Genomic DNA, 25,548 nt, shown 5'->3' with positions numbered 1-25,548 from the left:
GACGGCGAGCGAAGCTATCGGGAGGTCGGCTTACGTTTCGGGCTGGACCATTCGAAGGTTCGCAAGTGGGTAGCGATCCATGCGGCACATGGCGTGGCTGGGCCTGGGAGGGAAATTCAGCCGCTATGATGCCCGCTTCAGGCTATCAGGATGGACTGTCGCCTCGACAGGCAGCTGCGCTCTTCGACATTCGCGGTGCTGACTGCCTGTCGGATTGGGAGCGGCAATACGAGCGCGGCGGGATTGAAGCCTTGGCCCCGCGCCGGAGTGGGAAAACCCGATCGATGCCAGAACCAGCCATCACAGACATTGGAACGGATGGACTGCAGAGCGATGAGGCCAAGAGCCGCGAAGAGCTTGCAGCGGAGCTGGCTTATATGCGCATGGAGAACGCCTACCTAAAAAACTGGAGGGCCTTAGCGCTGGGAAGATCAAACGCCGACAAGGCGCAAGCCGTCCAGCCGTTAGTTGAGAACCATATCCGCTTTACAACAAAGACCGCATCAGGCTGAAGATCAAAGGACTGAGCCCTGTACTATACAGGACCCAGCCTTTAAATCTTCCCAGTCTGTAAACCGCCCAAATTTACGGGGTCAGTTCCAAAGCGGGGTTCTTTGCGAAGCGGGTGATCAGTTGTTATGCGCTGCGCAGGCCTCATCCATAGGCGTGGCGTTGCTTGTGCCGCCTTGCGTTTGAAGCTTGCTGGAATTGTTGACGGGGTTGGGGCACTTGGTCCTGCCTGTTTTCATCGTGCCGCCGGTCGTGGAGTTTGTCGTGGTTGAATCGGTCGCCATCGGCGTTTTGACCTTCGCGCCACCCTGATCGACGTGGTTCTTGTCGATCGTGGCCCCGGCCGGCGCCGGATTGGATTGGGCGAAAGCTGATGTGGCCATGCCAACAGCGAGAAGCGAAGCTGCTACGAGTTTCATACGCATCTGACGTCCTCCTTCGGATCCATGCATGATGATTCAGAACCTCGCCGGGGCGTCATTGTTCCGCAGCTGTTGCTTACAAATGCGCGATAGGCTCGGGTCTGCGGACGCAGCCAAGGGTCGAGCTGTGAGGCCGGATCAGGAGACGAGCGATGACTCAGTGCCAGCCAAGGGTGGTCGCCAAGTTCGTGAATATTACTTCGCGTAAAGCGCTCGCGACCGCTCGAGATGCTTGAGGAGTGCCGTTTCCGAGCCGTCCACGTCGTTTGCTTCAAGGCGGTCGACGATCTCATCATGTTCGGCGAGCGTGAATTTTTCCTTGCCGGTCCAGATCAGCATCTCGGTGTGATATTCCTTCAGCCAGGCAAGCATGGCTTCGCTGACGGCGACATAGATCGGGTTGCCTGATATCTGCGCGATGCGGGTGTGGAATTCCATGTCCGCGTCGATGAACTCTTCGGCCCGGCCAAGCGACATTCGCTGGCGTTCGATGACGTTCCTGAGATCGGCGATATCATTTGCGGAGGCCCGCTGCGCGGCCTCGCGCGCCATGCCCCGCTCGAAGAAGATGCGGGCGCTCTTCAAATATTCCAGCGAGTCCGACGATTGCGACAGCATGATCTTGGCGGTGAGATCGACTTGGCGGAATATCGATTTTGCCGTCAGCCTAAGGACCTTCGCCCGCTCGCCATGGGAAATGCTGACAAGACCTTTGTTGGCAAGGGACTGCATGGCCTCCCTGATCGCCGGCCGGCCGACGCCGAAGCGTTCCATCAGCACGCGCTCGGACGGCATTTCGTCGCCGGGCTGAAGCTCGCCCGAGGTGATCATTCGCTCAAGTCGATCAAACACTTCGTCAGAGAGTTTTCGGCGGACGATTTGTTCGAGGGGCTGGGTCATCACATCTCGCTGGCTCAAAATGGTTTTTCCTAACAGTTTCCGTGTCGAGAACAAAGCTGTCGGCGAAGATTTGCGGATCTGAAGATTCTACTTTTCATCGGTTGGAATACTCATTATACCAGTTCATGAGTTGACGCCACGGCAATCTGCATGGCGAGAGGAGCAACTGTCAGTTTTATGATTACCCTGACCTACCGTATCGAAACGCCTGGCAGCGTCGAGGCAATGGCGGAAAAGATCGCCAGCGATCAGTCGACGGGAACCTTCGTTCCCGTCCCCGGCGAGACTGAAGAGCTGAAATCGCGTGTCGCCGCCCGCGTGCTGGCGATCCGTCCGCTCGAAAACGCCAGTCATCCGACTTGGCCCGAGATCGCCCCCGGCACGCTGCTTCATCGCGCCGATGTCGACATCGCTTTTCCACTGGACGCGATCGGGACAGACCTTTCGGCATTGATGACCATTGCGATCGGCGGCGTCTATTCCATCAAGGGCATGACCGGCATCCGCATCGTCGACATGACGCTGCCCGAAGCCTTCAAAAGTGCGCATCCCGGACCGCAGTTCGGCATCCCTGGAAGCCGCCGCCTCACCGGCGTCGAAGGCCGGCCCATCATCGGAACGATCGTCAAGCCGGCGCTTGGCCTCAGACCGCACGAGACGGCGGAACTCGTCGGCGAGCTGATCTCATCCGGCGTAGACTTCATCAAGGATGACGAAAAACTGATGAGCCCGGCCTATTCGCCGCTCAAGGACCGCGTGGCGGCGATCATGCCGCGCATTCTCGATCACGAGCAGAAGACCGGCAAGAAGGTCATGTATGCCTTCGGCATCTCGCATGCCGACCCCGACGAGATGATGCGCAACCACGACATCGTCGCCAAGGCCGGCGGCAACTGCGCCGTCGTCAATATCAACTCGATCGGCTTCGGCGGCATGAGCTTTCTGCGCAAGCGCTCCAATCTGGTGCTGCACGCGCATCGAAACGGTTGGGACGTGCTGACGCGCGACCCGGGCGCCGGCATGGACTTCAAGGTCTATCAGCAATTCTGGCGGCTGCTCGGGGTCGACCAGTTTCAGATCAACGGTATCAGGGTCAAATATTGGGAACCGGACGACAGTTTCGTCTCGTCCTTCAAGGCCGTCAGCACGCCGCTGTTTAATGCCTCTGATTGTCCGCTTCCGGTTGCCGGCTCGGGCCAGTGGGGAGGACAGGCGCCCGAGACCTACAAGCGGACCGGCCGCACCCTCGATCTTCTCTATCTCTGCGGCGGCGGCATCGTCAGCCACCCCGGCGGCCCGGCGGCCGGCGTTCGGGCCGTGCAGCAGGCCTGGCAGGCCGCGGTCGCAGACATCCCGTTGGAGACCTACGCGAAAGATCATCCGGAGCTCGCCGCTTCGATTGCGAAATTCAGCGACGGCAAGGGCGCGTGACCACGATGGATGGACCTCTCGTCAGCTATTACGGGGATGACTTTACCGGCTCCACCGATGTCATGGAGGCCTTAGCCTCGAACGGCGTGTCGACCGTGCTCTTCCTCGACGTTCCGACGCCGGAACTGCTTGCGCGCTTTAGGGATTGCCGCGCAATCGGCATTGCCGGGACAAGCCGCAGCGAGACCCCCGCATGGATGCAAGAACACCTTGCGCGCGCTTTCGAGTGGCTGAATTCGCTTGGCGCTGACATCTGCCACTACAAGGTCTGCTCGACCTTCGATTCCAGCCCCGAAATCGGCAATATCGGCAAGGCGATCGAAATCGGCCGCTCGGTGTTTGGGCAATCCGTCGTGCCCGTCATCGTCGGCTCGCCGCAACTGAAGCGCTATACGGCATTCGGCAACCTCTTTGCCGCTTACCAGGGCCGGATCTTTCGCATCGACCGCCATCCCGTCATGAGCCGCCATCCGGTCACCCCGATGGACGAGGCGGACCTTGCGGTCCACCTGTCGAAGCAGACCCACCTCCCCGTCCTGGTCGCCGATCTCGTCGCGATCACCGGCGCCGACGCCGATGCGCGGATCGACGAACTGGCGTCGGGTTCGGAAGGGATCCTGCTCATCGATGTCGATTCCGACGCGACGCAGGAGGCCGCGGGCCGACAACTGCTTCGCATCACCGGCCGTTCCGGAAGTTTTGTCGCCGGCTCGTCGGGGGTCGAATATGCCCTGCTCAGCGCATGGCGGCGGAGCGGTTTCATCGGCGAAAGCAAAGCCGAGTTTGCCGATGTCGGCCCGGTCGACCGCCTTGCAGTCGTGTCGGGCAGCGTATCGCCGACGACCGAGCGCCAGATCCGGACGGCTGTCGAGAACGGCTTCGAGAGTATCGCGCTCGATCCGCTTGCACTGGTCTCGGAGCAGGGCGAAGGCGCGGTGAGTGCTGCGATAGAGGCGGGAACCGAGAAGCTCCGGCAAGGCAACAGCGTCATTCTCTATACCGCGCTTGGACCGTCCGCAGACCGCGGCGCCGACATCGACCGGCTTCCGGGCGCTCGTCACCGGCTCGGGAGTGCGCTCGGCACGATCTTGCGCCGCCTGATCGAAAACGAAGGGCTTTCGCGTGCCGTCGTCGCCGGCGGCGACACGTCCAGTCATGCCCTCAGGCAGTTGAAGATCGACGCGCTGACGACGCTTCTGCCGCTGCCCCAGACGCCGGGTTCTCCGCTTTGCCTTGCGCATGGCGACTATCAGCCGACCAACGGCCTGCAGATCGCCCTCAAAGGCGGTCAGGTCGGGACGGATGGCTATTTCATGCAGATCCGCGATGGAAGGAAACACTAATGGTTTCCCCGATCCGGCTTGGCGCAGAAAAACGTGTGGATCATATGAATTAAGTGATATGGTGATTGACTCATCATACCAGTATATGATCCTATCCAGAAACGGAAAAGGTGAGGAAAACATGACTAAGATTGCCCTCTTCGGCGCAGGCGGGAAAATGGGATACCGGCTCGCCAAAAATCTCAAAGGGTCGCGTTTCGAGGTCCGCCATATCGAGGTGAGCGACGCAGGCAAGGGCCGTTTGAAGAATGATCTCGGTGTCGATTGCGTGCCCGTCGATGTCGGGCTCAACGGCGCCGAGGTGGTGATCCTTGCCGTGCCGGACACAGCGATCGGCAAAGTCGCGGCAGGCATCGTCGACAAGCTCGCATCGGGCACCATGGTGATCGCCCTGGACGCTGCGGCTCCCTTTGCCGGCCACCTGCCGAAGCGCGATGATCTTACCTATTTCGTCACCCATCCCTGCCATCCGCCGATCTTCAATGACGAGACGGACATGCAGGCGAAAAAGGACCACTTCGGCGGCCTCTTCGCCAAGCAGCATATCGTTTCGGCGCTGATGCAGGGTCCGGAAAGCGCCTACGCGCTCGGCGAGGAAATCGCCAAGCTGATCTGGGCCCCGGTCATGCGCTCGCACCGGGTCACCGTCGATCAGCTTGCCATGCTCGAACCGGGCTTGTCGGAAACCGTCTGCGCATCGCTGCTCGTCGTCATGCGACAGGCCATGGACGAGTGCGTGGCACGCGGCGTGCCGGAACAGGCGGCCCGCGACTTCCTGCTCGGCCATATGAACGTGCTCGGCGCGGTCATCTTCAAGGAAGTCGACGGCGTGTTCTCGGATGCCTGCAACAAGGCGATCGAGTTCGGCATCCCGGCGCTGATGCGCGACGACTGGAAAAAAGTATTCGAACCGCAGGAGATCGCCGAAAGCATCCGGCGCATCACCTGAACCGGCTTGGGGAGGCAAGTCCTCCCCCTCAACTGCCCCGGGGAGACGGGGTCTAGCCGCCCCAGGGAGAAGGGGCTTCATTCACAACAGGGAGGAAAACATGAAACTGACGCGCAGACTGACACTTGCAGCTTTTGCCGGCGCACTGGCGCTTGGAACGGCTCTTCCGGCCTTTTCGGCCGATCTTATCGCCATCATCACGCCGGCGCATGACAATCCCTTCTTCAAGGCCGAAGCCGTCGGCGCCGAAGCCAAGGCGAAGGAGCTCGGCTACGAGACGCTGCTCATGACGCATGACGACGACGCCAACAAGCAGTCCGAAATGATCGATACGGCAATCGGGCGCGGCGCCAAGGCGATCATCCTCGACAATGCCGGAGCCGACGCCTCCGTCGCCGCCGTCAAGAAGGCAAAGGATGCAGGCATCCCCTCCTTCCTGATCGACCGCGAAATCAACGCGACGGGCGTTGCCGTCGCCCAGATCGTCTCGAACAACTACCAGGGCGCCCAGCTCGGGGCGCAGGAATTCGTCAAGCTGATGGGCGAGAAGGGCAATTACGTCGAGCTGGTGGGCAAGGAGTCTGACACCAATGCCGGCATCCGCTCGCAAGGCTATCACGACGTCATCGACGACTATCCGGACCTGAAGTCCGTCGCCAAGCAGTCGGCCAACTGGAGCCAGACGGAAGCCTATTCGAAGATGGAAACCATCCTCCAGGCAAATCCCGACATCAAGGGCGTCATTTCAGGCAACGACACGATGGCCATGGGCGCGATCGCAGCGCTGCAGGCGGCCGGCCGCAAGGACGTGATCGTCGTCGGCTTCGACGGCTCCAACGACGTGCGCGACTCCATCAAGTCGGGCGGCATCAAGGCAACGGTCCTGCAGCCCGCCTATGCGCAGGCTCAGCTGGCGGTGGAACAGGCAGACGCCTACATCAAGAACAAGACGACGCCAAAGGAAGAGAAGCAGTTGATGGATTGCGTTCTCATCAATGCCGACAATGCCGGCAAACTCGAAACCTTCGCCCTGACGAACTGATCAGCAGCGAATTGCGGAGGGCGCAGCGCTGCGCCCTCCGCAATGCATTTCGCAAGACGTCGAGGTTTAAAGCATGTTGAGAATGAAGGGCGCCCTGCTCGCTGCCGTCGTGGCGGCCGCCTTGCCCGGTTGCAAGATCATCAAGACGCCGACGGCTGAGGAAAAGGCGGCGGCAGCGGCCAAGACCGCCTTCGACCCGAGTGCAAAGGTCGAGGCGATCTGGCAGTCCGAGGCAGTGCCGTATTTCGAGAAGCGCGCCGGAGACCTCAAGGACGTCATGCAACTGGCTGCCTCCAGCCCCGACGCCGCAGGCGAGAAATACGGCAATCCCCGCAAGCAGAGCAGCTCGCCATGGACCTATGCGGTGAAGATCACCGGCAAGGTTGTCGCGGCCGATACAGCCTCGCGCGCGGCAACGCTCGATGTCGACGCCGATGGCGACGGCAAGGCCGACGCCAAGGTGCAGATCGGGCCGGCGCTGCGCGGCACGGCGCTGCGCGACACGCTGGAGTTTGTCAATTTCAACGAATTCAAGAACCAGATCGAGTGGGCGCAGTTCGGCAAAGCCTTCAACGAGAAGGCCAATACCACCTTTCTCTCCGCCATCCCGCGTGAGGGCCTCGCCGGCAAGACGGTGACCGCGACCGGCGCCTTTCCGCTGCCGAAGAGCGGCGAGCTGCCGCTCATAACACCTTCGGAACTGAAGGTCGGCCCATGACCACAGGAGAGGCACAAAAGGACGACATCATCCTGCGCCTCGACGACGTGTCGAAGGTCTATTCGGGCATCGTCGCCGTCAAGCGCGCCAATCTCGAGCTTCGCCGCGGCGCGGTGAACGTCCTTGTCGGCGAAAACGGTGCAGGCAAGTCGACGCTGATGAAGATCATTGCCGGCGTCGAGCGTCCGACGCTCGGACGCATCATTTTGGATGGCAAGCCCGTATCCTTCGACAGCCCTGCAGATGCGCAGGCGCATGGCATCGGCATGATCTTCCAGGAACTCAATCTCTTCGCCAACATGTCGGTCGCTGAGAATATCTTCACCACGCGTGAGATCACGCGCGGCGTCCTTGGCATCGACCACAAGGCACAGGTGCAGAAGGCCAACGCGTTTTTGAAGCGTCTGGATGCCGGCATCGAGGCCGATACGATGGTCGAGGATTTGCCGATCGGCCAGCAGCAGCTCGTCGAGATCGCCAAGGCGATGTCGTTGAATGCCCGTATCCTGATCATGGACGAGCCGACCTCGGCGCTTTCGGCGGCCGAAGTCGAGATCCTGTTCAAGGTGATCGCGGAGCTGAAGGCCCAGGGTGTGGCAATCGTCTATATCTCCCACCGGCTCGAAGAGCTGATGCGGATCGGCGACTACATCACGGTGCTGCGTGACGGCCAGGTCACCGGCGAAGCGATGGTCCGCGATATCGACACGCGCTGGATCGTGCGTTCCATGATCGGCTCGGATGCCAAGGATTTTGCAAAGTCCGTGGACCACACCGTCGGAGCCGAGGTCTTTCGCGCCGAAAACATCAGCCTGCCGCGGCCGACAGGCGGGCTTTCGGTCAACGATGTCTCCTTATCGGTCAGGGCAGGCGAAATCCTCGGCATCTACGGCCTGATGGGCGCCGGGCGCAGCGAATTCTTCGAATGCGTGATCGGCCGTCACACACACTCGACCGGCAAGATCTTCATCGACGGCAAGCATGTTCGCGCCCGCGACACCACCCGACGCATCCGCCGCGGCCTTGCGCTCATTCCGGAAGACCGGCAGCGGGAAGGTCTGGTCCAGGTGCTTTCCATCGCCTCCAATCTGACACTGGCGAGCCTCGGCCGCTTCACCCGGCTCTTTCACATCGACAGGGGTGCGGAGAAGAATGCGGTTCGCGATGCGATCCGCGATCTGTCGATCAAGGCGCCGAACCCGGATTTCGAGGTGACCTCGATGTCGGGCGGCAATCAGCAGAAGGTCGTCATCGGTAAGGCGTTGATGACCAATCCGAAAGTGCTTCTGATGGACGAGCCGAGCCGAGGCATCGATGTCGGCGCCAAGGCCGATGTCTTCCGCACCATGCGGCGGCTGGCAGCAAACGGGCTCGCCATTTTGTTTTCAACTTCCGACCTTGAGGAGGTCATGGCGCTTTCCGATCGCATAGCGGTCTTGAGCAACGGCCAGCTGGTCGCCGTCTTCGACCGCAACGAGGCGACGGAAGAAGCCATTATCGCGGCTTCGGCCAAGGGACACGGACATCAAGGGAAACTCGCGTCATGATGGCGGCTACATCAACCACTCTTGCGCCGAAGGGCGCCAACGGCTCGGCACTTCTGACACTGATGAAGCTCAGGACGTTCATCGCGCTGTTCGCTGTCATCATCTTCTTTGCGATCTTCGCCCCGAACTTCACCTCGACGGCGAACATGATCCTGATGTCGAAGCATGTGGCGCTGAACGCCTTCCTGGCGATGGGCATGACCTTCGTCATCATCACCGGCGGCATCGATCTCTCGGTCGGATCGATCGTCGGGCTTTGCGGCATGGTCGCCGGCGGCCTGATCCTTTACGGCATCGAATTGCCGATCGGCTACACCATCTTTTTCAACCTCTTCGAGATCGTGCTGATCACCTTGTCGATCGGCCTGCTCATCGGTCTGATCAACGGCCTGCTGATCACCAAGCTCAACGTCGCGCCCTTCATCGCCACGCTCGGCACGCTTTATATCGCCCGCGGTCTCGCTCTGCTGTCGTCGGACGGTCAGACGTTTCCGAACCTTGTCGGCCGGCCGGAATATGCCACGACCGGCTTCGATTTCTTCGGCGCGGGACGCATTTTCGGTCTGCCGGTATCGATCTGGATTCTGATCGTGCTGGCGCTGCTGGCGGCCTATGTCGCCCGCTCGACGCCGATCGGCCGTCATATCTTCGCCGTCGGCGGCAATGAGCGTGCCGCGCGCATGTCCGGTATCCGGGTCGATGTCGTGAAGATCTTCGTCTACATGTTCTCCGGACTTTGCGCCGCCATCGTCGGCGTCGTCATCTCGTCGGAACTGATGGCAGCCCATCCGGCAACAGGCGAAAGCTTCGAACTCAATGCGATTGCCGCAGCCGTGCTCGGCGGCACCTCGATGTCGGGCGGCCGCGGCACGATCGGCGGCACGATCATCGGCGCTTTCGTCATCGGCATCCTCTCCGACGGACTGGTGATGATGGGCGTCTCCTCTTTCTGGCAGATGGTTATCAAGGGCCTCGTCATCATCATTGCCGTCGTGGTCGACCAGGCGCAGCGCCGCCTGCAGCAGCGCGTCACCCTCATGCAGATGGCAAAGGCAGGTTGATATGACGGAATTGAAAGGGGCTTTGATCGGTTGCGGTTTCTTTGCGATCAACCAGATGCATGCCTGGAATGACGTTCGGGGCGCCGGCATCGTCGCGATCTGCGATCGCGATCCGGAGCGGCTGAAGATCGTCGGCGATCAGTTCGGCATCGATCGACGCTATGGCGATGCCGAGGCTTTGTTTGCCGATGGCGGCTTTGATTTCGTCGACATTGCTACGACGGTCCAAAGCCACCGCTTTCTCGTTGAAATGGCGGCTCGGAACAAGGTGCCGGCCATCTGCCAGAAGCCGTTCGCCGAGAGCTTGTCGGACGCGAAGGCGATGGTCGAGGCGTGTCGCAATGCCGGCATACCGATGATGGTGCACGAGAACTTTCGCTGGCAGACGCCGATCCAGGCGGTGCGCAAAGCGCTGGACGCGGATGCGATCGGCACGCCCTTCTGGGGCCGTTTCTCCTTCCGTTCGGCTTACGACGTCTTCTCCGGCCAGCCGTATCTCGCCGAAGGCGAACGGTTCATCATCGAAGACCTCGGCATCCATACGCTCGATATCGCCCGCTATATCCTTGGTGACGTTCGATCGGTCACGGCCCGCACCAAGCGGGTCAATCCCAAAATCAAGGGCGAGGATGTCGCGACCATTCTGCTCGATCACGAAAACGGCGCCACGTCGGTCGTCGACGTCAGCTACGCCACCAGGCTTTCCAGGGAGCCATTCCCCGAGACCCTGATCGAGCTCGACGGTTCTGAGGGCACGATCCGCCTGACTCAGGATTACGGCCTCGAAATCACCAACGCCAAGGGCACCACCACCAATGACGTGTCGCCGAAGCTGCTGTCATGGGCCTCGCGGCCCTGGCACAATATCCAGGAGAGCGTCTACGCGATCCAGCAGCATTGGGTCGATCAGCTGGAGCGCGGCGCAGAGCATTCGACGTCAGGGGCGGACAATCTGAAGACCTTCGCCCTGGTCGAGGCTGCCTATGACAGCGCTGCCGAGGGACAGACGATCGACGTCGGAGCGATGCTGCGATGACGATCGATGCATTGCAGCTCTTCGGCACCCGTCTCGTCGAAACGCCGCCGGTTCGCCTGAGAGCCGGAAAACTGGAAGCCGATCTCGTCAACGGCAACCTCCGCACGATCCGCTATGGTGGAACCGAGGTGCTGAGGGCGATTTCCTATCTCGTTCGCGACCGGGACTGGGGGACGTACAGCCCCGAGATCGCCGATCTCAGGATCGAGCAGAGTGACGATCGTTTCAAGGTCGCCTATCTCGCCCGCTGCGAGGGACCGGATGATACCAAACTCATCATCGATGTTCACATCACCGGAAAAGCGGATCGGCTTGACTTCGAGGCCGAAGCCATCGCCGCAACCGGCTTCGAGACCAACCGCTGCGGCTTCTGCATCCTGCATCCGATCGTCGGCGTGGCGGGTTCACCGGCGACGGTCGAGCATGTCGACGGGGAGATCGTGGCGACACGGTTTCCCGATGTCATCGAGCCCTGGCAGCCGTTCAAGGACATGCGCGCCATCACCCACGCGGTCATGCCTGACGTTCAGGCGGAATGCCGGATGGAGGGCGACACCTTTGAAATGGAAGATCAAAGGAACTGGTCGGACGCATCCTACAAGATTTATGTCAGGCCGCTCGCTCTTCCCTGGCCGTATGAGATTGCCGCCAATCGGCCCGTTCGGCAGAAAACGTCGCTGGTCATCAGGGACGCACGCGGTTCGACACGGCATCCTCCTGGGATGTCGGGCGGCGCCATAAAACTCGAACTCGGGGCGCGAACCGGCACCATGCCTGATATCGGCGTGATCATTACGCCCGAAGAGGCCGATACGACGCTGTCGGCAAAGTCCGTCCTGACCGAAATCGCTCCCCAGGAACTCCTCTTCCATTTCGACCCCGGCGCCGGGCACGGCGTCGAAGCGCTCAGGCGGTTTGCCGCAATCGCCACAGTCCATCGCGGCCGCTCGACGCTGGAGATCGCCCTTCCCTGCAAATCGTCGCCGTCAAGCGAGGCGGCCGAGATCGCCCGCCAGATGCGGCTGGCGGAATTCAGGCCGGATGCCATCATGATCTCGCCATCCGTCGACCGGCAATCGACGCCGCCCGGCAGCAAATGGCCGGAATGCCCGCCCCTGGATGAGGTCTATACAGCTGCCCGCGCCGCCTTTCCCGGCATTCGCATCGGCAGCGGCATGCTGAGCTATTTCACCGAACTCAACCGGAAGCGCGTCCCGGATGGACAGCTCGACTTCGTCAGCCACTGCACCAATCCGATCGTGCATGCCGCCGATGATCTCAGCGTCATGCAGACATTGGAAGCGCTGCCCTTCATCACGCGGTCGGTGCGTGCGATCTACGGCGACAAACCCTACCGGATCGGCCCGTCGACGATCCCGATGCGACAGAACCCCTATGGCAGCCGCACGATGGACAATCCGCTAGGCGCACGCATCCCCATGGCCAATCGCGACCCGCGCCACAATGGACGCTTCGCGGAGGCCTTCGCGCTTGGTTACGCGACACGGGTGCTCGATGCCGATCTGGAATGCCTGACGCTCTCGGCCTTATCAGGCCCGTTCGGCCTGATCGCCGGTCCGGCCGAACCGACCGAGCAAGGCGGACGGCGCCCGCTGTTCAACACCGTGCACACATTGTCCCGATTGGCTGGCGCATCCTGGCAGGAATGCGTCTCCTCCTCACCCTCGGAGGTCCTATCTTTCGTTGCACGGAATGCCGCAGGCGCCAGACTTCACGTCGTCAATCTGACGTGCGAAGAACGAAAGGTCGATTGCGGCGCATGCCGGCCGGCAGATGCGGGCAAAGAGTTGCTGCTCGCGCCGTTTGCGACCGCAGCCTTGCCGCTGGTGGATTGACGTCGCACGCGCCAGCCGCATCTATGCAATCGGAGTTCGTTCCGTGGAGGATTGCATGAAGACAAAGAAGCTTATCAATGCCGGCGCAGATGCCGTCGATGAGATGCTGCAAGGGGTGTTGGCGGCACATCCGCGCCATCTGTACGCCGTGGAGAACATGCCCCGCGCGATCATTGCCAGAAACGGGCCGCGCAGGGGCAAGGTCGGGCTGGTCATCGGCGGTGGATCCGGGCACGAACCGACATTTCTGGGGTTTGTCGGCAAGGGGCTCGCAGACGCGGCCGCAATCGGCAATGTCTTCGCGTCGCCGCCGCCCGATCCGATCATCGCCTGCGCCATGGCGGTCGACGGCGGTGCCGGCGTGCTGTTCATGTATGGCAATTATGCCGGCGACGTGATGAACTTCGACATGGCTGCCGAAATGCTTGCGCTTGACGAGATCGAGGTGCGCACCGTGCTCACCACGGATGATGTAGCGTCCGCCCCTGCCGATCAGCGGGACAAGCGACGAGGCGTGGCGGGCAACGTCTTCATCTTCAAGGCTGCCGGTGCGGCCTGCGATCTTCTCTATTCCTTTGACGATGTCGAGCGTGTCGCCCGCCATGCCAATGCGCGAACCTATACGATGGGTGTCGCGCTTTCGCCCTGTTCGCTGCCCCAGACCCTCCGACCAAACTTCCTGATCGGCGAAGGCGAGATGGAGATCGGAATGGGCATCCATGGTGAGCCCGGCGTGGCGCGCGAGCCGCTGAGGCCGGCCGACGCGGTGACGGACGAACTCATGGACAGCATTCTTCGCGAAATGAAAGCAGACCGCGGTGATCGTGTCGCGGTACTCGTCAATTCGCTGGGTTCGACCCCGATGATGGAACTCTACATCATGATGCGTCGCGTGAAGTCCCGGCTCGACGATGCCGGGCTCGTCATCCATACGTCGCTCGTCGGGAATTACTGCACCTCTCTCGAAATGGCCGGCGCGTCGATCACGGTCATGCATCTCGACGACGAGCTTCAGCAATTGATCGACTACCCCTGTGATTGCGCGATGTTTGCGAGGTAATCGATGACGTTTACGACCGAAGACCTGCAGCGCATGTTTGCCGGGATTGCAGAGGATATCGCGGCGGAACGAGATCATCTTTGCGAGCTGGACGGTGCCATCGGCGATGGAGATCACGGCCTTGCCATGGATGCGGGCTGCCAGGCCGCGGCGAAAGCAGTCGGCGAGCTTGACGCCGGGATTGCCCCGACAACCGCATTCAATGTCGCGGCAAAGGCATTCCTGAATGCGGTCGGCGCTTCGTCCGGCCCGCTATACGCCACGGCCTTCATGCGCGCCGGAGCGGCCGCCAAAGACAAGCAGACATTGAGCGACGACGACTTCCTGCGTGTCTTCGCCGCGATGGCGCAGGGAATCCAGGAACGCGGAAAGGCCGAACCCGGTGAGAAGACGATGGTTGATGCCTGGCGGCCCGCGGCTGACGCAGCTCTCGATGCCCGTCAGTCGGGAAAGCCCCTCCCCCAATGCTTCGAGGCGGCCGAGCGGGCAGCGCGCGCAGGCTGTGAAGCGACCGGCAACATGACGGCGGCCAAGGGACGGGCTTCGCGATTGGGGGACCGCGTGATCGGGCACATCGATCCCGGCGCCGCCTCCGCAGTCGTCGTCATCGCCGCCATGGCCAAATTTGCTCAGTAGCACGATGGTTAGCTCATCATACCAGTTGACATGTCAATGACTATCTGCAACAAGGGGCCCGGCTTTACAAGAGGAGGACGGTAATGCTGACCCTTTCTGCGAAATTGAAGACCGCGAGCATCGTTGCGATCGCCGTGGCGTCGCTATCGGCCACGCCGGTTCTTGCTGAAGACATCACGCTTTGGACCCTCAACTTCGACAACAATGCTGCCAACACGGCCCTGAAGAAGGTGGCGACAGACTTCGAGGCTGCAAACCCCGGGACGCATGTCGAGATCGTTCAGCGCGCCGTCGACGAGCACAAGACCGCCCTGCGTGTCGCTGCGGGCTCCGACAAGGGACCTGACATTTACTTCAGCTGGGCGGGCCTCGGTCTCGGCGGCGAGTATGTGAAGGCCGGTCTGTCCCTGCCCCTCGACAAATACTATGCCGAGTATAAATGGAGCGACGAATTGCTGCCCTCGGCAGCGGCTTTTGCCGACCTTTATCCCGGCGGCAAGCACGGCGTCCCCTTCACCTTCAAGGGTGAGGCCGTCTACTACAACAAGAAGCTTTTCGAACAGGCCGGCATCAAGGAAGAGCCGAAGACCTACGAGGAATTCCTTGCCGCGGCCGATAAGCTCAAGGCTGCAGGCATCCCTGCCTTCACCTTCGGCGGCACGGTCAACTGGCACGTCATGCGCCTTATGGACGTCATCCTTGAAACGAAGTGCGGTGCTGAAAAACACGATGCGCTGAAGGCGATGACGCTGGACTGGACCAAGGAACCCTGCGCGACGGAATCCTTCGCGGAGTTTGCGAAGTGGACGAAGGACTATACGCTGCAGCCATTCATGGGCATCGACAACAAACAGTCCTACAGCCTCTTCACCGCAGGCCGTGCAGCGATGATGCTCGAAGGCGACTGGCTGGTCAGCCAGCTTAACGGCTCCGGCGCCAATCTCGACGACTACGGGATTTTCCCCTTCCCCACCAACACCGATCGTCTCTACGGTTTTGCCGAGTACAATTACATCAGCACCAAGAGCAAGAGCCCTGACGTAGCGGCGAAGTTCCTCGACTACTTCCTGTCGACGAAGGTGCAGCAGGACCTGCTCGGCCAGCTGAGTTCGACCTCCGTCAACAAGAACGTACAATATGCCAACCAGAAGCCGCTTGAGGCGGAATGGCTGGGAATCTTCCAGAAATACGGCAAAGTGTACATGAACGGCGACCAGGCGTTCCCGCTCGACGTCACGACGGAGTACTTCCGGGTCATCAACGATGTTGCTTCCGGCAACACCGAGCCGGCCGATGCGGCCAAGCAGCTGCAGAGCTTTATCGCAAGCCGAACCTGATTCCTCCCGAGGTGCCAGTCGATCGACCCAGCTGTCGATCGACCGGCACATTCTTTCATCAGCTGGCAGCCGCTTCACTGCCAGGAGGAAAGCATGTCACTTCGACAATCGACACATGATCCGCGCGTCCAAGCGCTCATCCTGCTCGTGCCAGCACTCGCGATTTACGCGGTCTTCGCGCTCTACCCGATGCTCAACGTCGTGATCCTGAGCTTTCAGAAATGGAACGGGCTCGATCCCAATCGACAATTCGTGGGGATTGCGAACTACCAGGCGATTTTCACCAAAGATCCTGTCTTCTGGGTTGCCTTCCGCAATACCGTGATCTGGACCATGATGAGCCTGATCTTCCCGCCGATGATCGGACTGCTGCTGGCGCTGAGCCTCAATCAGAAGATATTCGGCCGAAATGGCCTCAGGGCCATCTTCTATCTGCCTGTCATCATCGCGCCGATCGCCGTCGCCACCATGTGGAAGTGGATGTACGATCCGTTCTTCGGCCTTTTCAGCCAATTGCTCACCTCGTGGGGCATGCAAGGCTGGATCAATGACTGGCTGGGCAACCGGGATATCGCCCTTTATTCGGTCTTCGTCGCCTATCTGTGGCAGACAGTTGGCTTCTCGATGGTCCTGTTCCTGGCGGGCCTGCAGAATGTCTCTCAGACGCTTGTCGAGGCAGCGCGCATCGATGGCGCCGGCCGCTGGAAGGTGTTCAAGCATGTGACATTGCCGGCATTGCGCCCGACGATCACGATCGTTCTCGTTCTTTCCGTCATCTCCTCCCTGAAGGCTTTCGACATCGTCTATGGTCTGACGGGCGGCGGGCCGGCGCAGTCCACCCAGATGCTGGCGCTCTGGGCGTTCACGCAGGCGATGCAGATCTTCGATTTCGGACGAGGCGCGGCGATTTCGGTCGTGCTGCTGCTGATCACCATGGCCGTCGTCATTCCCTATCTCAAATGGACCCAGAAGCACGAGGAGGCTGAATCGTGACAGCAGTACCGACCGACCAGACCGCAGTGCATCTGCAGGTCGAACCATCGTCGATGAAGCGGGATCCGATTCTGATCGGCCTCTGGATCACGCTTGTCATCGTGGCGCTCGTCTGGGTCGCGCCATTCGTCTTCATCGTCTTCACCTCCTTGAAGACGCCGGCGGCGGTGACGGGCACGGGCGCCTTCGTGCCGCCAACCGAGCTCGCTTTCGAAAACTACAGCGCCGCATGGAGCCGCGGCAACTTCGCAAACTCCTTCTTCAACAGCGTCATCATCACCGTCATCAAGGTGCCGCTCGGGCTGTTCCTTTCGGCGATGGCCGCCTATGCCCTGGCCAAGATCAAGCTGAAGATCACCAAGGCCCTGCTGCTTCTCGTCGTGTTCGGCACGATGATCCCCTTCCAGGTGATGCTTGCGCCGCTCTTTACCCTGGTGAATTCACTCGGCCTGATCGACACCTATCCCGGCGTCATCCTTCCCTACATCGCCTTCGGCGTTCCTTATCAGGTTTTCATCCTGCACGGCTTCTTCAAGAGCATTCCCAAGGAGCTGTCGGAAGCAGCACTGATCGACGGTGCCAGCCACTTCATCATCTTCAGACGGATCTTTCTGCCGGTGTGCCTGCCCGTGCTCGCCGCACTGCTCATCCTCGACTTCGTTTCCACCTGGAACGAATTCGCCATGGCGCTGGTGCTGCTCCAGGATCAGCACATGTGGACCTTACCGCTCGGCCTGATGTCGTTTCAGGGGCAGTTCTCGAGCAATTACGGCCAGCTCAATGCGGCCATCGTGATGACCGTCCTGCCGGCGACGATCGTCTATCTCATCTTCCAGCGTTACTTCGTCTCTGGCCTGACCTCCGGCGCCGTCAAAGGCTAGGGCCACGAAAAGCATTCCACGAGGAGAATATTCTATGTCTGATGCAACAGTCGAAAAATGGGGCGTGTTCGAGGCCACCTTTGATGGACCCGCCGACGGAAATCCCTATCTCGACGTGGCATTCGATGCCGTGTTCACCCACAAGAGCCGCGAAGTTCGCGTGCCGGGCTTTTATGACGGCAACGGCACCTACCGCATCCGCTTCATGCCGGATAGCGAGGGCGAATGGTCGTTTCTAACGCGTTCCAGGACCGCCGCACTCGACGGCAAGAGCGGCGCATTGACCGCGACCAAGCCTTCGGCCGGCAATCACGGCCCGGTGCGCGTACGCAACAAATTCCACTTCGCCTATGCCGACGGCACCCCCTTCCTATCCTTCGGGACGACCTGCTATGCCTGGACGCACCAGCCGCTCGACATGCAGAAGCAGACCCTCGAAACCCTCAAGAAGGCCCGCTTCAACAAGATGCGGATGGGTGTGTTTCCGAAGGACTATCCTTATAACGTCAACGAGCCGCTGCACGCCTCCTTCGAACGCGGAGCGGACGGGAAGGAAGACTTCGATCGTCCGAACCCCGCCTCGTTCCAGCACTTCGAGAAGCAGGTCGCAGCGCTCTGCCAGCTGGGAATCGAAGCCGATATCATCATCTTCCACCCCTATGACCGGTGGGGCTATGCCGACATGTCGGCGAAACAAGATTTTCGCTATGTCGAATATCTGGCCGCTCGTCTCGCCGCCTACCGGAACGTCTGGTGGTCGCTTGCCAATGAATATGATTTCCTCATCGATACAAAGCCGATGGAGCAGTGGGATCGCTACTTCCACATCCTGGAAGAGAACGACCCATACCAGCACCTGCGCTCCATCCATAATGGCGACGTGACGGCGAATTTCGATCATCGCAAGCCGTGGGTGACGCACACCTGCATTCAAAACCCAGACGTCAAGCGGACACAGGAATGGCGCGATGCCTACGGCAAGCCTGTCGTCAACGACGAGCCCGAATATGAGGGCGACATCCTGCAATCATGGGGCAATCTCAATGCGCAGGAGCTCGTGCATCGCTTCTGGATCACCATGGCGCGCGGCGGCTATGCCGGCCACGGCGAAACCTATTCTCATCCCGAGGACCTGATCTGGTGGGCCAAGGGCGGGGAACTGCGCGGCGAAGCGTGGAAGCGCATCGCCTTTCTCCGCGACCTCCTGGAAGCCGATGTCAAGCACGGCCTCGAGCCGCTCGGCATCATCGGCGAGTGGCCCTGGTCCCGCGTGTCGGGCGCCCGCGACGGCGACGGCGATTTCCGTCTGATCTATTTCGGTGAGCATCAGCCGGTGATCTGGTCCACCGGCCTGCCGGTCGACGGCGACGACTATGATGTCGATCTCATCGACACCTGGGAGATGACGATCACGCCGGCGGAGAAGGTGGCGGCTCCCGTTCCGCATCCGACGCGCCATGGCTCGGTCGTGCGCGGCGGCAAGCCGGACGCGGCCTTCGGCGTGAAAATTCCGCGCAAGCCGTACCAGGCGCTGCGCGTGCGCAGGAAGCGCTAAAAGATGACAAGGGGTACGAAATGTCTGGCTTGAGCATCAGAAACGTCAAGAAATCCTTCGGCCCGGTCGACATCATTCATGGTGTCGACGTCGAGATCGCCGACGGTGAGTTTACCATTCTCGTCGGCCCCTCCGGCTGCGGCAAGTCGACATTGTTGCGCATGATTGCCGGGCTCGAGGATATCACCGCCGGTCAAATCAGCATTGACGGCCGGGTCGTGAACAATCTACAGCCGAAGGATCGCGATATCGCGATGGTCTTCCAGAACTATGCATTATACCCGCAGATGACGGTCTCCCAGAACATGGGATTTGCGCTCGAGCTCGCCGGGGCCAAGCGGCCGGAAATCGAACAGAAGGTCGGTGAGGCTGCAGCAATTCTCGGATTGCAGCCGCTTCTCGATCGAAAGCCGGCGCAGCTGTCGGGCGGACAGCGACAGCGCGTCGCAATGGGCCGGGCCATCGTTCGCGATCCGAAAGTCTTTCTCTTCGACGAACCGCTCTCCAATCTGGATGCGAAACTGCGGGTCAAGATGAGAGCGGAAATCAAGGCTCTGCACCAGCGCCTGAAGACCACAATCGTTTACGTCACCCATGACCAGATCGAGGCCATGACCATGGCTGACAAGATCGTCGTGCTCCACGGCGGTCGCGTCGAACAGATCGGCAGTCCGCTCGAACTCTACGACCGACCGCGCAATATCTTTGTCGCCGGCTTCCTCGGCTCCCCCGCGATGAACTTTCTCGAGGGAACCCTTGAGGGCGCAGGCAACCCTGTATTGTCGCTGCCGGGTGGGTCACGCGTAACGCTTTCGCGGGCTCCAGCCAATTCCGCCAACAGACCACTAACGCTGGGCATTCGTCCCGAAGACATCACCTTCGGCGGCGAAAACGGTGTGGATGCCGTGGTCAAGGTGGTCGAACCCACGGGATCGGAAACCCATGTCGCCGTGGAGCTCGAAGGCAGGGAGCTGACATGGGTCGTTCGCGAACGTGTCGAGCTGGTGCCGGAACAGCCGGTGAAGCTTTCTTTCGAAACGGCCAAGGTTCACTTCTTCGACCGGCAGACTCAGCAGCGCCTAAACGCCTGAAGACGAAAGGCCCGGAGCAAGTCCGTCGGACACGAAACCGGAATGTGACGGCATCGGGCGTGCTTGATGATTCCTCGTCTTCGCAGCGAATTAGCGACTTGTAATCTCTGATCTCGCCGATAGGCTGTGCCTCCAAAACGAGGTAGCCAAGACATGCACATTCGAAAGGCCGTCTCCACCGACGCGGCGGAGCTGAGCAGTCTCCTGAACGAGATCATCCTTGCCGGTGGAACGACCGCGCTCGAGACACCGCTTTCGGCTGCCGAGTTCGCGGACTGGTTCATCGATGGCGAGTTTCCTCTGACCTGCCATGTTGCAGAACACGATCAGTCGCTCGTCGGCTTTCAATCGCTCAGCTTATACGGCGATCCGCCGAAAGGCTTCGCCGACATTGCGACCTTTGCCCGTATCAGCCCAAGAACTCGTGGCGTCGGCAGCGCTCTTTTTCCCGCAACCCGAGCGGCGGCGGAAGAGTTCGGGCTCGAATTCATCAATGCGACCATTCGCGCCGACAACGTCAGCGGTTTAGGCTATTACGCGAAGATGGGATTCGAGACCTATGACCAGCTGGTCCAGGTTCCGCTTCAGGACGGGACGCCCGTCGACAGGATCAAGAAGCGTTTTAGAGTAGGCGCTGGGCGCCACACGATACCCAACGCCTGAAACGGTTCGATGGCGCTGTGGAAGTGCTTGGCATCCAAAGGCCGGACCGGTTCAGCCTTTCCCTGCTTCGCCTGCTGTCGGGGACCGATAGGCCGACGCTGCCACTTTTGCAGGCCACACTTTGATATGCGGGACGAAGTTAAATTTTGCAGGCTGCGGAATGTTAACCTTATGAAGTAACGACATACTTTTCCATAATGGAAACCAACTAGCACTTACCTTCCGCCACAAGTTTCCCTCTTCTAGAAGGCTATCCACCATGCATACGGATCAAACATCCGAATAGAGACGGATTTGGAGCCGCAAGGACGTAAAAAAGGAACAGATCAAAGCCATGCTGGGAGATTTGCCCATGCCGACTGCGATGTTCACGGCCGACGAACTGGCGGTGATCCGCCGCGCTTACGCCCATCAGGTGGTGGCAACCGCCGCAACGACGAACCCGCGGATCGAAGCTGCCTTTGCCACGGTTCCGCGCGAGAAATTCCTCGGTGCGCCGCCATGGCAGATCGCCAATCTGGGCGGCGGATATCGCCCCCTCCCCTCCGCCGACTTGGTTCTGGCCTATCAGGACGTGCTGTTCGCCCTGCAGTCCGAAAAGGGCGTCAACAATGGCAGTCCCTCGCTGCATGCCCGGCTCCTGGCAGAGCTAGACATACAAATCGGCGATCGCATCGCCCATATCGGTGCCGGCACCGGCTATTACAGCGCCATTCTTTCGGAGCTTGTCGGCGCTTCCGGTCATGTCTATGCCGTCGAGATGGATCCCGATCTGGCTGCCCTCGCTCAAACAGCGCTTGCTGATCGCGCCAATGTCAGCGTCATTAACGCCGACGGCAGCCGATGGCCGCAGCAGGAGGTGGATGCGATCTATGTGAATTTCGCCGTCGCGCGGCCAGCGGAACCCTGGATCGAAAGGCTTCGGCCTGGAGGGCGTCTGGTGCTGCCACTCGGCGTACCGCGCCAGGACCGACCGCCGAAAGGCGGCCGTCATGCATCCCATGGTGCCGCACTTCGGATTGAGCGCGGCGAGGGTGGATTTGCAGCGCGTTGGATCGGCACAGCCTATTTCGTCTGCGCCAATGGTGGATTGACAATCGACGATAACGAGATCGAGGCGCTGACAGCCGCCTTCAGGCGCGGCGGCATCGAGTTCGTCAAAAGCCTGCGTTGGAAGACGGAGCCGCGGATAGGTCGCTGCTGGTATATCGGCGACCAATGGGCGCTTTGCTACGACGACGTCTGAGCCATCCGCACCGGCGCCGCAAAACGGGCCGCCCACCTCTGCGAGGAACGGGAGCGACGTAGCGCGCGGCACCGAGGAGTTTGACGTCCTCGACACCATCCTTCCTTCGGCCGGCGCGATCAGCTAGCCGCACTTCCGACCGACGATGGCGTCGCAACGCTCAAACATCTGGCGTAAGGCATGGGCTAGAACACGCTCAGAGCGCGCCCTCGGAGCCCAGTCCAGGCTCGCCACCGGCACCCTTCCCTGCTCGACGCTGGAGCGCCTGCCGTGGAAATCAACATCCATCATCTCTCTGATTCAGTAAGCGCGCGGCATGGATCGAAGCCATGGTAATCGACGGAGATCGAGATGAGATTGGGCGCCGACGGCGTGTTGAAATGCAGCGGCCAGCGTGCGTCGGATATAGCGCACCAACAGCTGGCATTGATCGGCATTAATTGGCTGGCTCGACATGACCAAGGCATTGCGCGCTTCCTCCTGGAAAGGCGCCGCGCAGACAGGCGGCTGAGATCAACAAGCGGCGGCGACCGCGCCATCGTCGGTCGGGTGGCGTTCTTGGCGCGCGGCTTGCTCGCCAGCGATCTTATGAGACAACTACGCGCGGCTCTCCTGCTGGAGTCGATGCGGCGGTCGCGGCACAAATCGGCGGCGCAGACAACCCCTCGCCTGCTCAAGCCTCCCTGATCTCGACACGTCTCGCCAGGTCGCACCGGCACGAATGGAAAGTGAGGATGCTTTGCCTGCCCGGCGGCGGGTTGCCAGAATGACAAAAGCCCGGCGCGGGAGAGATGCGCCGGGCTTCGATAGTGACCGACAGCCTAGGAGGAGAAGTGCTGTCCGTCGGACCGAAGCGGCTAGGAGGGGAAAGCGCTTCGGTCCGTCACGAGGTAATGTCGCAATGCGGCAAATTCAAGCCTGGCGCTTGCCGCGTCTGTCGCATGCAAAGTGCCAGGCAAGTACTGCCTTCTCTCGCACGCGATCAGGGCTAGGCGTGGTGTTGTCCGCGGACAACTTGCTGTCAGCGATCCGGCGGAGGGAGTTCAACAGCTTTCAGCGGGCCGACCTGCTCCACCACGAAATGACTGATGAGGGTAGGGGATCGCACTGCTGCTGCGCCAGGAACCGTGCGCGCGAATGGAGATTGCCTCAATGATCGACGACGATCCGCCCTGCCAATCCCTCGCCCCGACCAAGGAGGCGGCCCGCTTGCCTCCAGCTGACTGAGGTCGAATTGGCCTAGATATCGAACAAGGCGATCGCCAAGTTGGCCGATCTGGCGCCGATGACCAACGACGGCGACACATCCATCCATCCGCCCATCATATGCAAATGCTGCCGTCGGCATTGAGCCACCCACTGCATCATCCGAGGCTTCGGCCTTTGACCTACAAAGTTCAGGAAGGAGGACCAATCGGCAAACTTGGATGGACAAGCCGATCTATGCGCCGCGAGCTGACACGCTGCGGGATTCGCCACCATCACCTGCCGCCCTCTCTCCAGCCCTCGCCTAAGACGCCCAGCAGGGGCCTCGAAGGACAGTGCTGACGGCCGCCCCGCTTGCCCGATTTGCCCCGGCGTTGCGACCGAGGCATAGCCGTTGGCCAAACAACCTCCGCCGGGCGACGGGCGGCCTCGATTACCGCCTAATCAAGGAGGCGCGAGAGCGGCAAGGATGACGCCACCGTGGTGCCATGCCATCCTTGCCGCGGATCCCTTTCGATGACCGAAGCCGCAGCGCAGGCAGCCCCACATCTCATCGAATTGGCGGCGTTCTGCTCCTCCTTAAACGCGGGGCAAGTTCTTGGTATCGCGGACCCTGTCCGCAGACCCGGCGGAGCTCTTCCGAACTCTTGGAGGCGAATACGCCACGTCTGTTCGGCAAGACGCATGAGACCGCTGCTCTACAATACCAGGCAAGGCCATCGAGGCGGGCGTGTTGCCGCAAGTCCACGGCATCCATCAGCAGGGAAATGTCAGGGATATTTACGCGGCCGCGCGAACCAATTGCCGCGGAGATCGGTTCATGTGCAATGGACCTGGCGGCGACCACCTTGATCATCCGGTTGTCCGCGGACAACGGCACGATCAGGCGACATTCGACCTGCAAGGGTTCACGGAAACGCCAAAGGGAAGACCGGAGGGTCGACTGTCCTCCCGTCATCGAGGCTGCGCCTTCGGTGCGACAGCCGACCGACAGGACGGCTGTCTCGCTGCCACCGCATTCGGCTCTTCATGCGACCGAGCGGAAGGATCACGCGACAGGGGAGGGGCTGCCTTTCGACCTACGGGATCGGCAGGCCACAGCGAGGCTTTCCGACGCATCAGCTCATTGCGAACGGGTGGCCGCCGATATCGACCGACAGTCCGTCAGCGCAAATGATCCAGCGGACGACTATCGCCGATCTGCTTGCGGCAGTGAGCGAGCGTATGTGGGAACGGGAGCCACCCGTCCGCCCTGTCCTAGGATCGCCGACCGTGGCGCCACGGCCTCGCCGCCATGTCAGATGGGGCGGCGCCCATCATTGATGCGCGTTATTTGATGACCCGCAGCCCCTCGCTCTCAAGGCAATGTAGAAGACCTGCGTCAATCCCGGCCGATATGGCAAGAGATGATCCTGCGCCATACAAAGGGGTGCTGGAGATTCCCAGCAATGAGCTGCCCGGAGCAGCGCTGCCAGTGACAGTCGGGGAGGGGCCGCCGATGGCACATAGCCCCAGGCTGCGAGCTTGCCGACGTCCTGAGCGGCGCGCATCATGTCACCGCCTTGCCGCACAGTTGCCATCGCGTGGAGACTTGGCGATCGCGATACGCGTTCTGCCGATTACCGAGACGCTATCAAGCAACCACCGTGGCCATCAAGATCGCATCAGCAGGCAGGCAGTGTCTCGACGACGCTCCGTTATGCGGCGCGCCGAGCGAGAGCAATCGGCTTGCAGGCGGCCGGCCTGGTATTTGCCCGTTGATAACGGAAACGGCTATTGCAGGCCGTTGTCACCGGCGCTATTGTTTTGTTGGGCTTGCTGCACAGCACATCGCCTGAGGTGCCGGTCGCAGATAGGGGCTGCTTCGGATCGTAGCAAGTGGAATTCAGATCCAAGCCGCGCCTCAGATACGAGCTGCGCACCAATCTACCGCTTCGCGGCTGCCAAGCCGCCCCATCGGTAGACTTGTTGAAAAGACACCCAGCACTGCAGTAACGAAACTAAAGTCCTGATTTGCTTCCGTAGCGGGCTGTGACTTCAGTGATATCAATAGCTTATAAGCCTA

General features: G+C 60.9%; 23 protein-coding genes. 21 read left to right on the top strand and 2 right to left on the bottom strand.

What is annotated here, in order from left to right; genetic code table 11:
* Positions 1-125: 125 nt before the first annotated feature.
* Positions 126-512, top strand: a complete 387-nt coding sequence (locus tag GR198_RS29035) for a helix-turn-helix domain-containing protein (protein ID WP_164069963.1) — start codon at positions 126-128, stop codon at positions 510-512.
* Positions 503-574: a hypothetical protein gene (locus GR198_RS36390; RefSeq protein ID WP_164070061.1), complete on the top strand. Its 72-nt coding sequence runs from the start codon at positions 503-505 to the stop codon at positions 572-574. Before GR198_RS29035 ends, GR198_RS36390 begins: the two co-directional genes overlap by 10 nt.
* A gap of 55 nt (positions 575-629) precedes the next feature.
* Here GR198_RS36390 and GR198_RS29025 read toward each other — a convergent pair whose 3' ends face one another.
* A complete protein-coding gene (locus GR198_RS29025) occupies positions 630-935 on the bottom strand; it encodes a hypothetical protein (protein WP_164069961.1) in 306 nt (101 codons plus the stop codon).
* A gap of 192 nt (positions 936-1,127) precedes the next feature.
* Positions 1,128-1,832, bottom strand: a complete 705-nt coding sequence (locus GR198_RS29020; RefSeq protein ID WP_003550397.1) for a transcriptional regulator NanR — start codon at positions 1,830-1,832, stop codon at positions 1,128-1,130.
* Positions 1,833-2,009: 177 nt separating this feature from the next.
* On the opposite strand from GR198_RS29020, the gene oiaX reads away from it, so the two are divergent.
* From oiaX to GR198_RS28925, 19 genes are all read left to right on the top strand, one after another.
* Positions 2,010-3,263 carry a 3-oxo-isoapionate-4-phosphate decarboxylase OiaX gene (gene oiaX, locus GR198_RS29015; RefSeq protein WP_164069960.1) on the top strand — a complete coding sequence of 418 codons (1,254 nt, stop codon included), beginning with the start codon at positions 2,010-2,012 and terminating at the stop codon, positions 3,261-3,263.
* Positions 3,264-3,268: 5 nt separating this feature from the next.
* A complete protein-coding gene (locus GR198_RS29010; RefSeq protein WP_164070060.1) occupies positions 3,269-4,606 on the top strand; it encodes a four-carbon acid sugar kinase family protein in 1,338 nt (445 codons plus the stop codon).
* A 121-nt stretch (positions 4,607-4,727) separates the two neighbouring features.
* Positions 4,728-5,555 (top strand): phosphogluconate dehydrogenase C-terminal domain-containing protein, encoded by an 828-nt coding sequence (locus tag GR198_RS29005; protein ID WP_164069958.1) that lies wholly within the window; start codon positions 4,728-4,730, stop codon positions 5,553-5,555.
* Between the two features lie 100 nt (positions 5,556-5,655).
* Entirely contained in the window at positions 5,656-6,597 is a 942-nt protein-coding gene (locus GR198_RS29000; protein WP_003550404.1) for a D-ribose ABC transporter substrate-binding protein, read from the top strand.
* A 73-nt stretch (positions 6,598-6,670) separates the two neighbouring features.
* Positions 6,671-7,315 (top strand): DUF2291 family protein, encoded by a 645-nt coding sequence (locus GR198_RS28995; RefSeq protein WP_164069956.1) that lies wholly within the window; start codon positions 6,671-6,673, stop codon positions 7,313-7,315.
* Positions 7,312-8,862 (top strand): sugar ABC transporter ATP-binding protein, encoded by a 1,551-nt coding sequence (locus GR198_RS28990; RefSeq protein WP_164069955.1) that lies wholly within the window; start codon positions 7,312-7,314, stop codon positions 8,860-8,862. The genes GR198_RS28995 and GR198_RS28990 overlap by 4 nt, the downstream gene beginning before the upstream one ends.
* A complete protein-coding gene (locus tag GR198_RS28985; RefSeq protein WP_164069953.1) occupies positions 8,859-9,923 on the top strand; it encodes an ABC transporter permease in 1,065 nt (354 codons plus the stop codon). Before GR198_RS28990 ends, GR198_RS28985 begins: the two co-directional genes overlap by 4 nt.
* A gap of 1 nt (position 9,924) precedes the next feature.
* The gene (locus GR198_RS28980; protein WP_164069951.1) at positions 9,925-10,959 is read left to right on the top strand and encodes a Gfo/Idh/MocA family protein; all 1,035 of its coding nucleotides are present in this window, start codon (positions 9,925-9,927) and stop codon (positions 10,957-10,959) included.
* On the top strand, positions 10,956-12,815 hold the full coding sequence (gene apnL / locus GR198_RS28975; RefSeq protein WP_164069949.1) for a D-apionate lactonase: 1,860 nt from the start codon (positions 10,956-10,958) through the stop codon (positions 12,813-12,815). Before GR198_RS28980 ends, apnL begins: the two co-directional genes overlap by 4 nt.
* Positions 12,816-12,870: 55 nt before the next feature.
* Positions 12,871-13,875, top strand: a complete 1,005-nt coding sequence (locus GR198_RS28970; RefSeq protein WP_164069947.1) for a dihydroxyacetone kinase subunit DhaK — start codon at positions 12,871-12,873, stop codon at positions 13,873-13,875.
* Positions 13,876-13,878: 3 nt separating this feature from the next.
* Positions 13,879-14,511 carry a dihydroxyacetone kinase subunit DhaL gene (gene dhaL / locus GR198_RS28965; RefSeq protein WP_164069946.1) on the top strand — a complete coding sequence of 211 codons (633 nt, stop codon included), beginning with the start codon at positions 13,879-13,881 and terminating at the stop codon, positions 14,509-14,511.
* Between the two features lie 83 nt (positions 14,512-14,594).
* Positions 14,595-15,848 (top strand): ABC transporter substrate-binding protein, encoded by a 1,254-nt coding sequence (locus GR198_RS28960; protein ID WP_003550417.1) that lies wholly within the window; start codon positions 14,595-14,597, stop codon positions 15,846-15,848.
* A gap of 93 nt (positions 15,849-15,941) precedes the next feature.
* Positions 15,942-16,841: a carbohydrate ABC transporter permease gene (locus tag GR198_RS28955; protein ID WP_164069944.1), complete on the top strand. Its 900-nt coding sequence runs from the start codon at positions 15,942-15,944 to the stop codon at positions 16,839-16,841.
* Complete coding sequence (locus tag GR198_RS28950) at positions 16,838-17,722, top strand: carbohydrate ABC transporter permease (protein WP_012755221.1); 885 nt, start codon at positions 16,838-16,840, stop codon at positions 17,720-17,722. Before GR198_RS28955 ends, GR198_RS28950 begins: the two co-directional genes overlap by 4 nt.
* 34 nt (positions 17,723-17,756) lie before the next feature.
* The gene (locus GR198_RS28945; protein ID WP_164069942.1) at positions 17,757-19,277 is read left to right on the top strand and encodes a DUF5060 domain-containing protein; all 1,521 of its coding nucleotides are present in this window, start codon (positions 17,757-17,759) and stop codon (positions 19,275-19,277) included.
* A 20-nt stretch (positions 19,278-19,297) separates the two neighbouring features.
* Positions 19,298-20,368, top strand: coding sequence for an ABC transporter ATP-binding protein (locus GR198_RS28940; RefSeq protein ID WP_164069940.1), 1,071 nt, complete (start codon positions 19,298-19,300; stop codon positions 20,366-20,368).
* Between the two features lie 153 nt (positions 20,369-20,521).
* The gene (locus GR198_RS28935) at positions 20,522-21,031 is read left to right on the top strand and encodes a GNAT family N-acetyltransferase (protein ID WP_164069938.1); all 510 of its coding nucleotides are present in this window, start codon (positions 20,522-20,524) and stop codon (positions 21,029-21,031) included.
* A 334-nt stretch (positions 21,032-21,365) separates the two neighbouring features.
* Complete coding sequence (locus GR198_RS28930) at positions 21,366-22,277, top strand: protein-L-isoaspartate O-methyltransferase family protein (RefSeq protein WP_164069936.1); 912 nt, start codon at positions 21,366-21,368, stop codon at positions 22,275-22,277.
* A gap of 351 nt (positions 22,278-22,628) precedes the next feature.
* Positions 22,629-22,964: a hypothetical protein gene (locus GR198_RS28925; protein WP_164069934.1), complete on the top strand. Its 336-nt coding sequence runs from the start codon at positions 22,629-22,631 to the stop codon at positions 22,962-22,964.
* The last annotated feature ends 2,584 nt before the right edge of the window (positions 22,965-25,548 follow it).

The organism is Rhizobium leguminosarum, assembly GCF_010668065.1.
Lineage (GTDB): Bacteria > Pseudomonadota > Alphaproteobacteria > Rhizobiales > Rhizobiaceae > Rhizobium > Rhizobium leguminosarum_S.
Note: the sequence above shows the minus strand (reverse complement) of the source record. Positions and strands in the feature narration are given on the sequence as shown.

Bases quoted from the DNA above. Each gene is read 5' to 3' on its own strand.
- GR198_RS28925 (WP_164069934.1), top strand. From the start codon at position 22,629: ATGAGATTGGGCGCCGACGGCGTGTTGAAATGCAGCGGCCAGCGTGCG.
- GR198_RS28940 (WP_164069940.1), top strand. From the start codon at position 19,298: ATGTCTGGCTTGAGCATCAGAAACGTCAAGAAATCCTTCGGCCCGGTC.
- GR198_RS28930 (WP_164069936.1), top strand. From the start codon at position 21,366: ATGCTGGGAGATTTGCCCATGCCGACTGCGATGTTCACGGCCGACGAA.
- GR198_RS29035 (WP_164069963.1), top strand. From the start codon at position 126: ATGATGCCCGCTTCAGGCTATCAGGATGGACTGTCGCCTCGACAGGCA.
- apnL (WP_164069949.1), top strand. From the start codon at position 10,956: ATGACGATCGATGCATTGCAGCTCTTCGGCACCCGTCTCGTCGAAACG.
- GR198_RS29010 (WP_164070060.1), top strand. From the start codon at position 3,269: ATGGATGGACCTCTCGTCAGCTATTACGGGGATGACTTTACCGGCTCC.
- GR198_RS28980 (WP_164069951.1), top strand. From the start codon at position 9,925: ATGACGGAATTGAAAGGGGCTTTGATCGGTTGCGGTTTCTTTGCGATC.
- GR198_RS28945 (WP_164069942.1), top strand. From the start codon at position 17,757: ATGTCTGATGCAACAGTCGAAAAATGGGGCGTGTTCGAGGCCACCTTT.
- GR198_RS28995 (WP_164069956.1), top strand. From the start codon at position 6,671: ATGTTGAGAATGAAGGGCGCCCTGCTCGCTGCCGTCGTGGCGGCCGCC.
- dhaL (WP_164069946.1), top strand. From the start codon at position 13,879: ATGACGTTTACGACCGAAGACCTGCAGCGCATGTTTGCCGGGATTGCA.
- GR198_RS28960 (WP_003550417.1), top strand. From the start codon at position 14,595: ATGCTGACCCTTTCTGCGAAATTGAAGACCGCGAGCATCGTTGCGATC.
- GR198_RS28955 (WP_164069944.1), top strand. From the start codon at position 15,942: ATGTCACTTCGACAATCGACACATGATCCGCGCGTCCAAGCGCTCATC.
- GR198_RS29000 (WP_003550404.1), top strand. From the start codon at position 5,656: ATGAAACTGACGCGCAGACTGACACTTGCAGCTTTTGCCGGCGCACTG.
- GR198_RS29005 (WP_164069958.1), top strand. From the start codon at position 4,728: ATGACTAAGATTGCCCTCTTCGGCGCAGGCGGGAAAATGGGATACCGG.
- GR198_RS28935 (WP_164069938.1), top strand. From the start codon at position 20,522: ATGCACATTCGAAAGGCCGTCTCCACCGACGCGGCGGAGCTGAGCAGT.
- GR198_RS28985 (WP_164069953.1), top strand. From the start codon at position 8,859: ATGATGGCGGCTACATCAACCACTCTTGCGCCGAAGGGCGCCAACGGC.
- GR198_RS29025 (WP_164069961.1), bottom strand. From the start codon at position 935: ATGCGTATGAAACTCGTAGCAGCTTCGCTTCTCGCTGTTGGCATGGCC.
- oiaX (WP_164069960.1), top strand. From the start codon at position 2,010: ATGATTACCCTGACCTACCGTATCGAAACGCCTGGCAGCGTCGAGGCA.
- GR198_RS28970 (WP_164069947.1), top strand. From the start codon at position 12,871: ATGAAGACAAAGAAGCTTATCAATGCCGGCGCAGATGCCGTCGATGAG.
- GR198_RS29020 (WP_003550397.1), bottom strand. From the start codon at position 1,832: ATGACCCAGCCCCTCGAACAAATCGTCCGCCGAAAACTCTCTGACGAA.
- GR198_RS28990 (WP_164069955.1), top strand. From the start codon at position 7,312: ATGACCACAGGAGAGGCACAAAAGGACGACATCATCCTGCGCCTCGAC.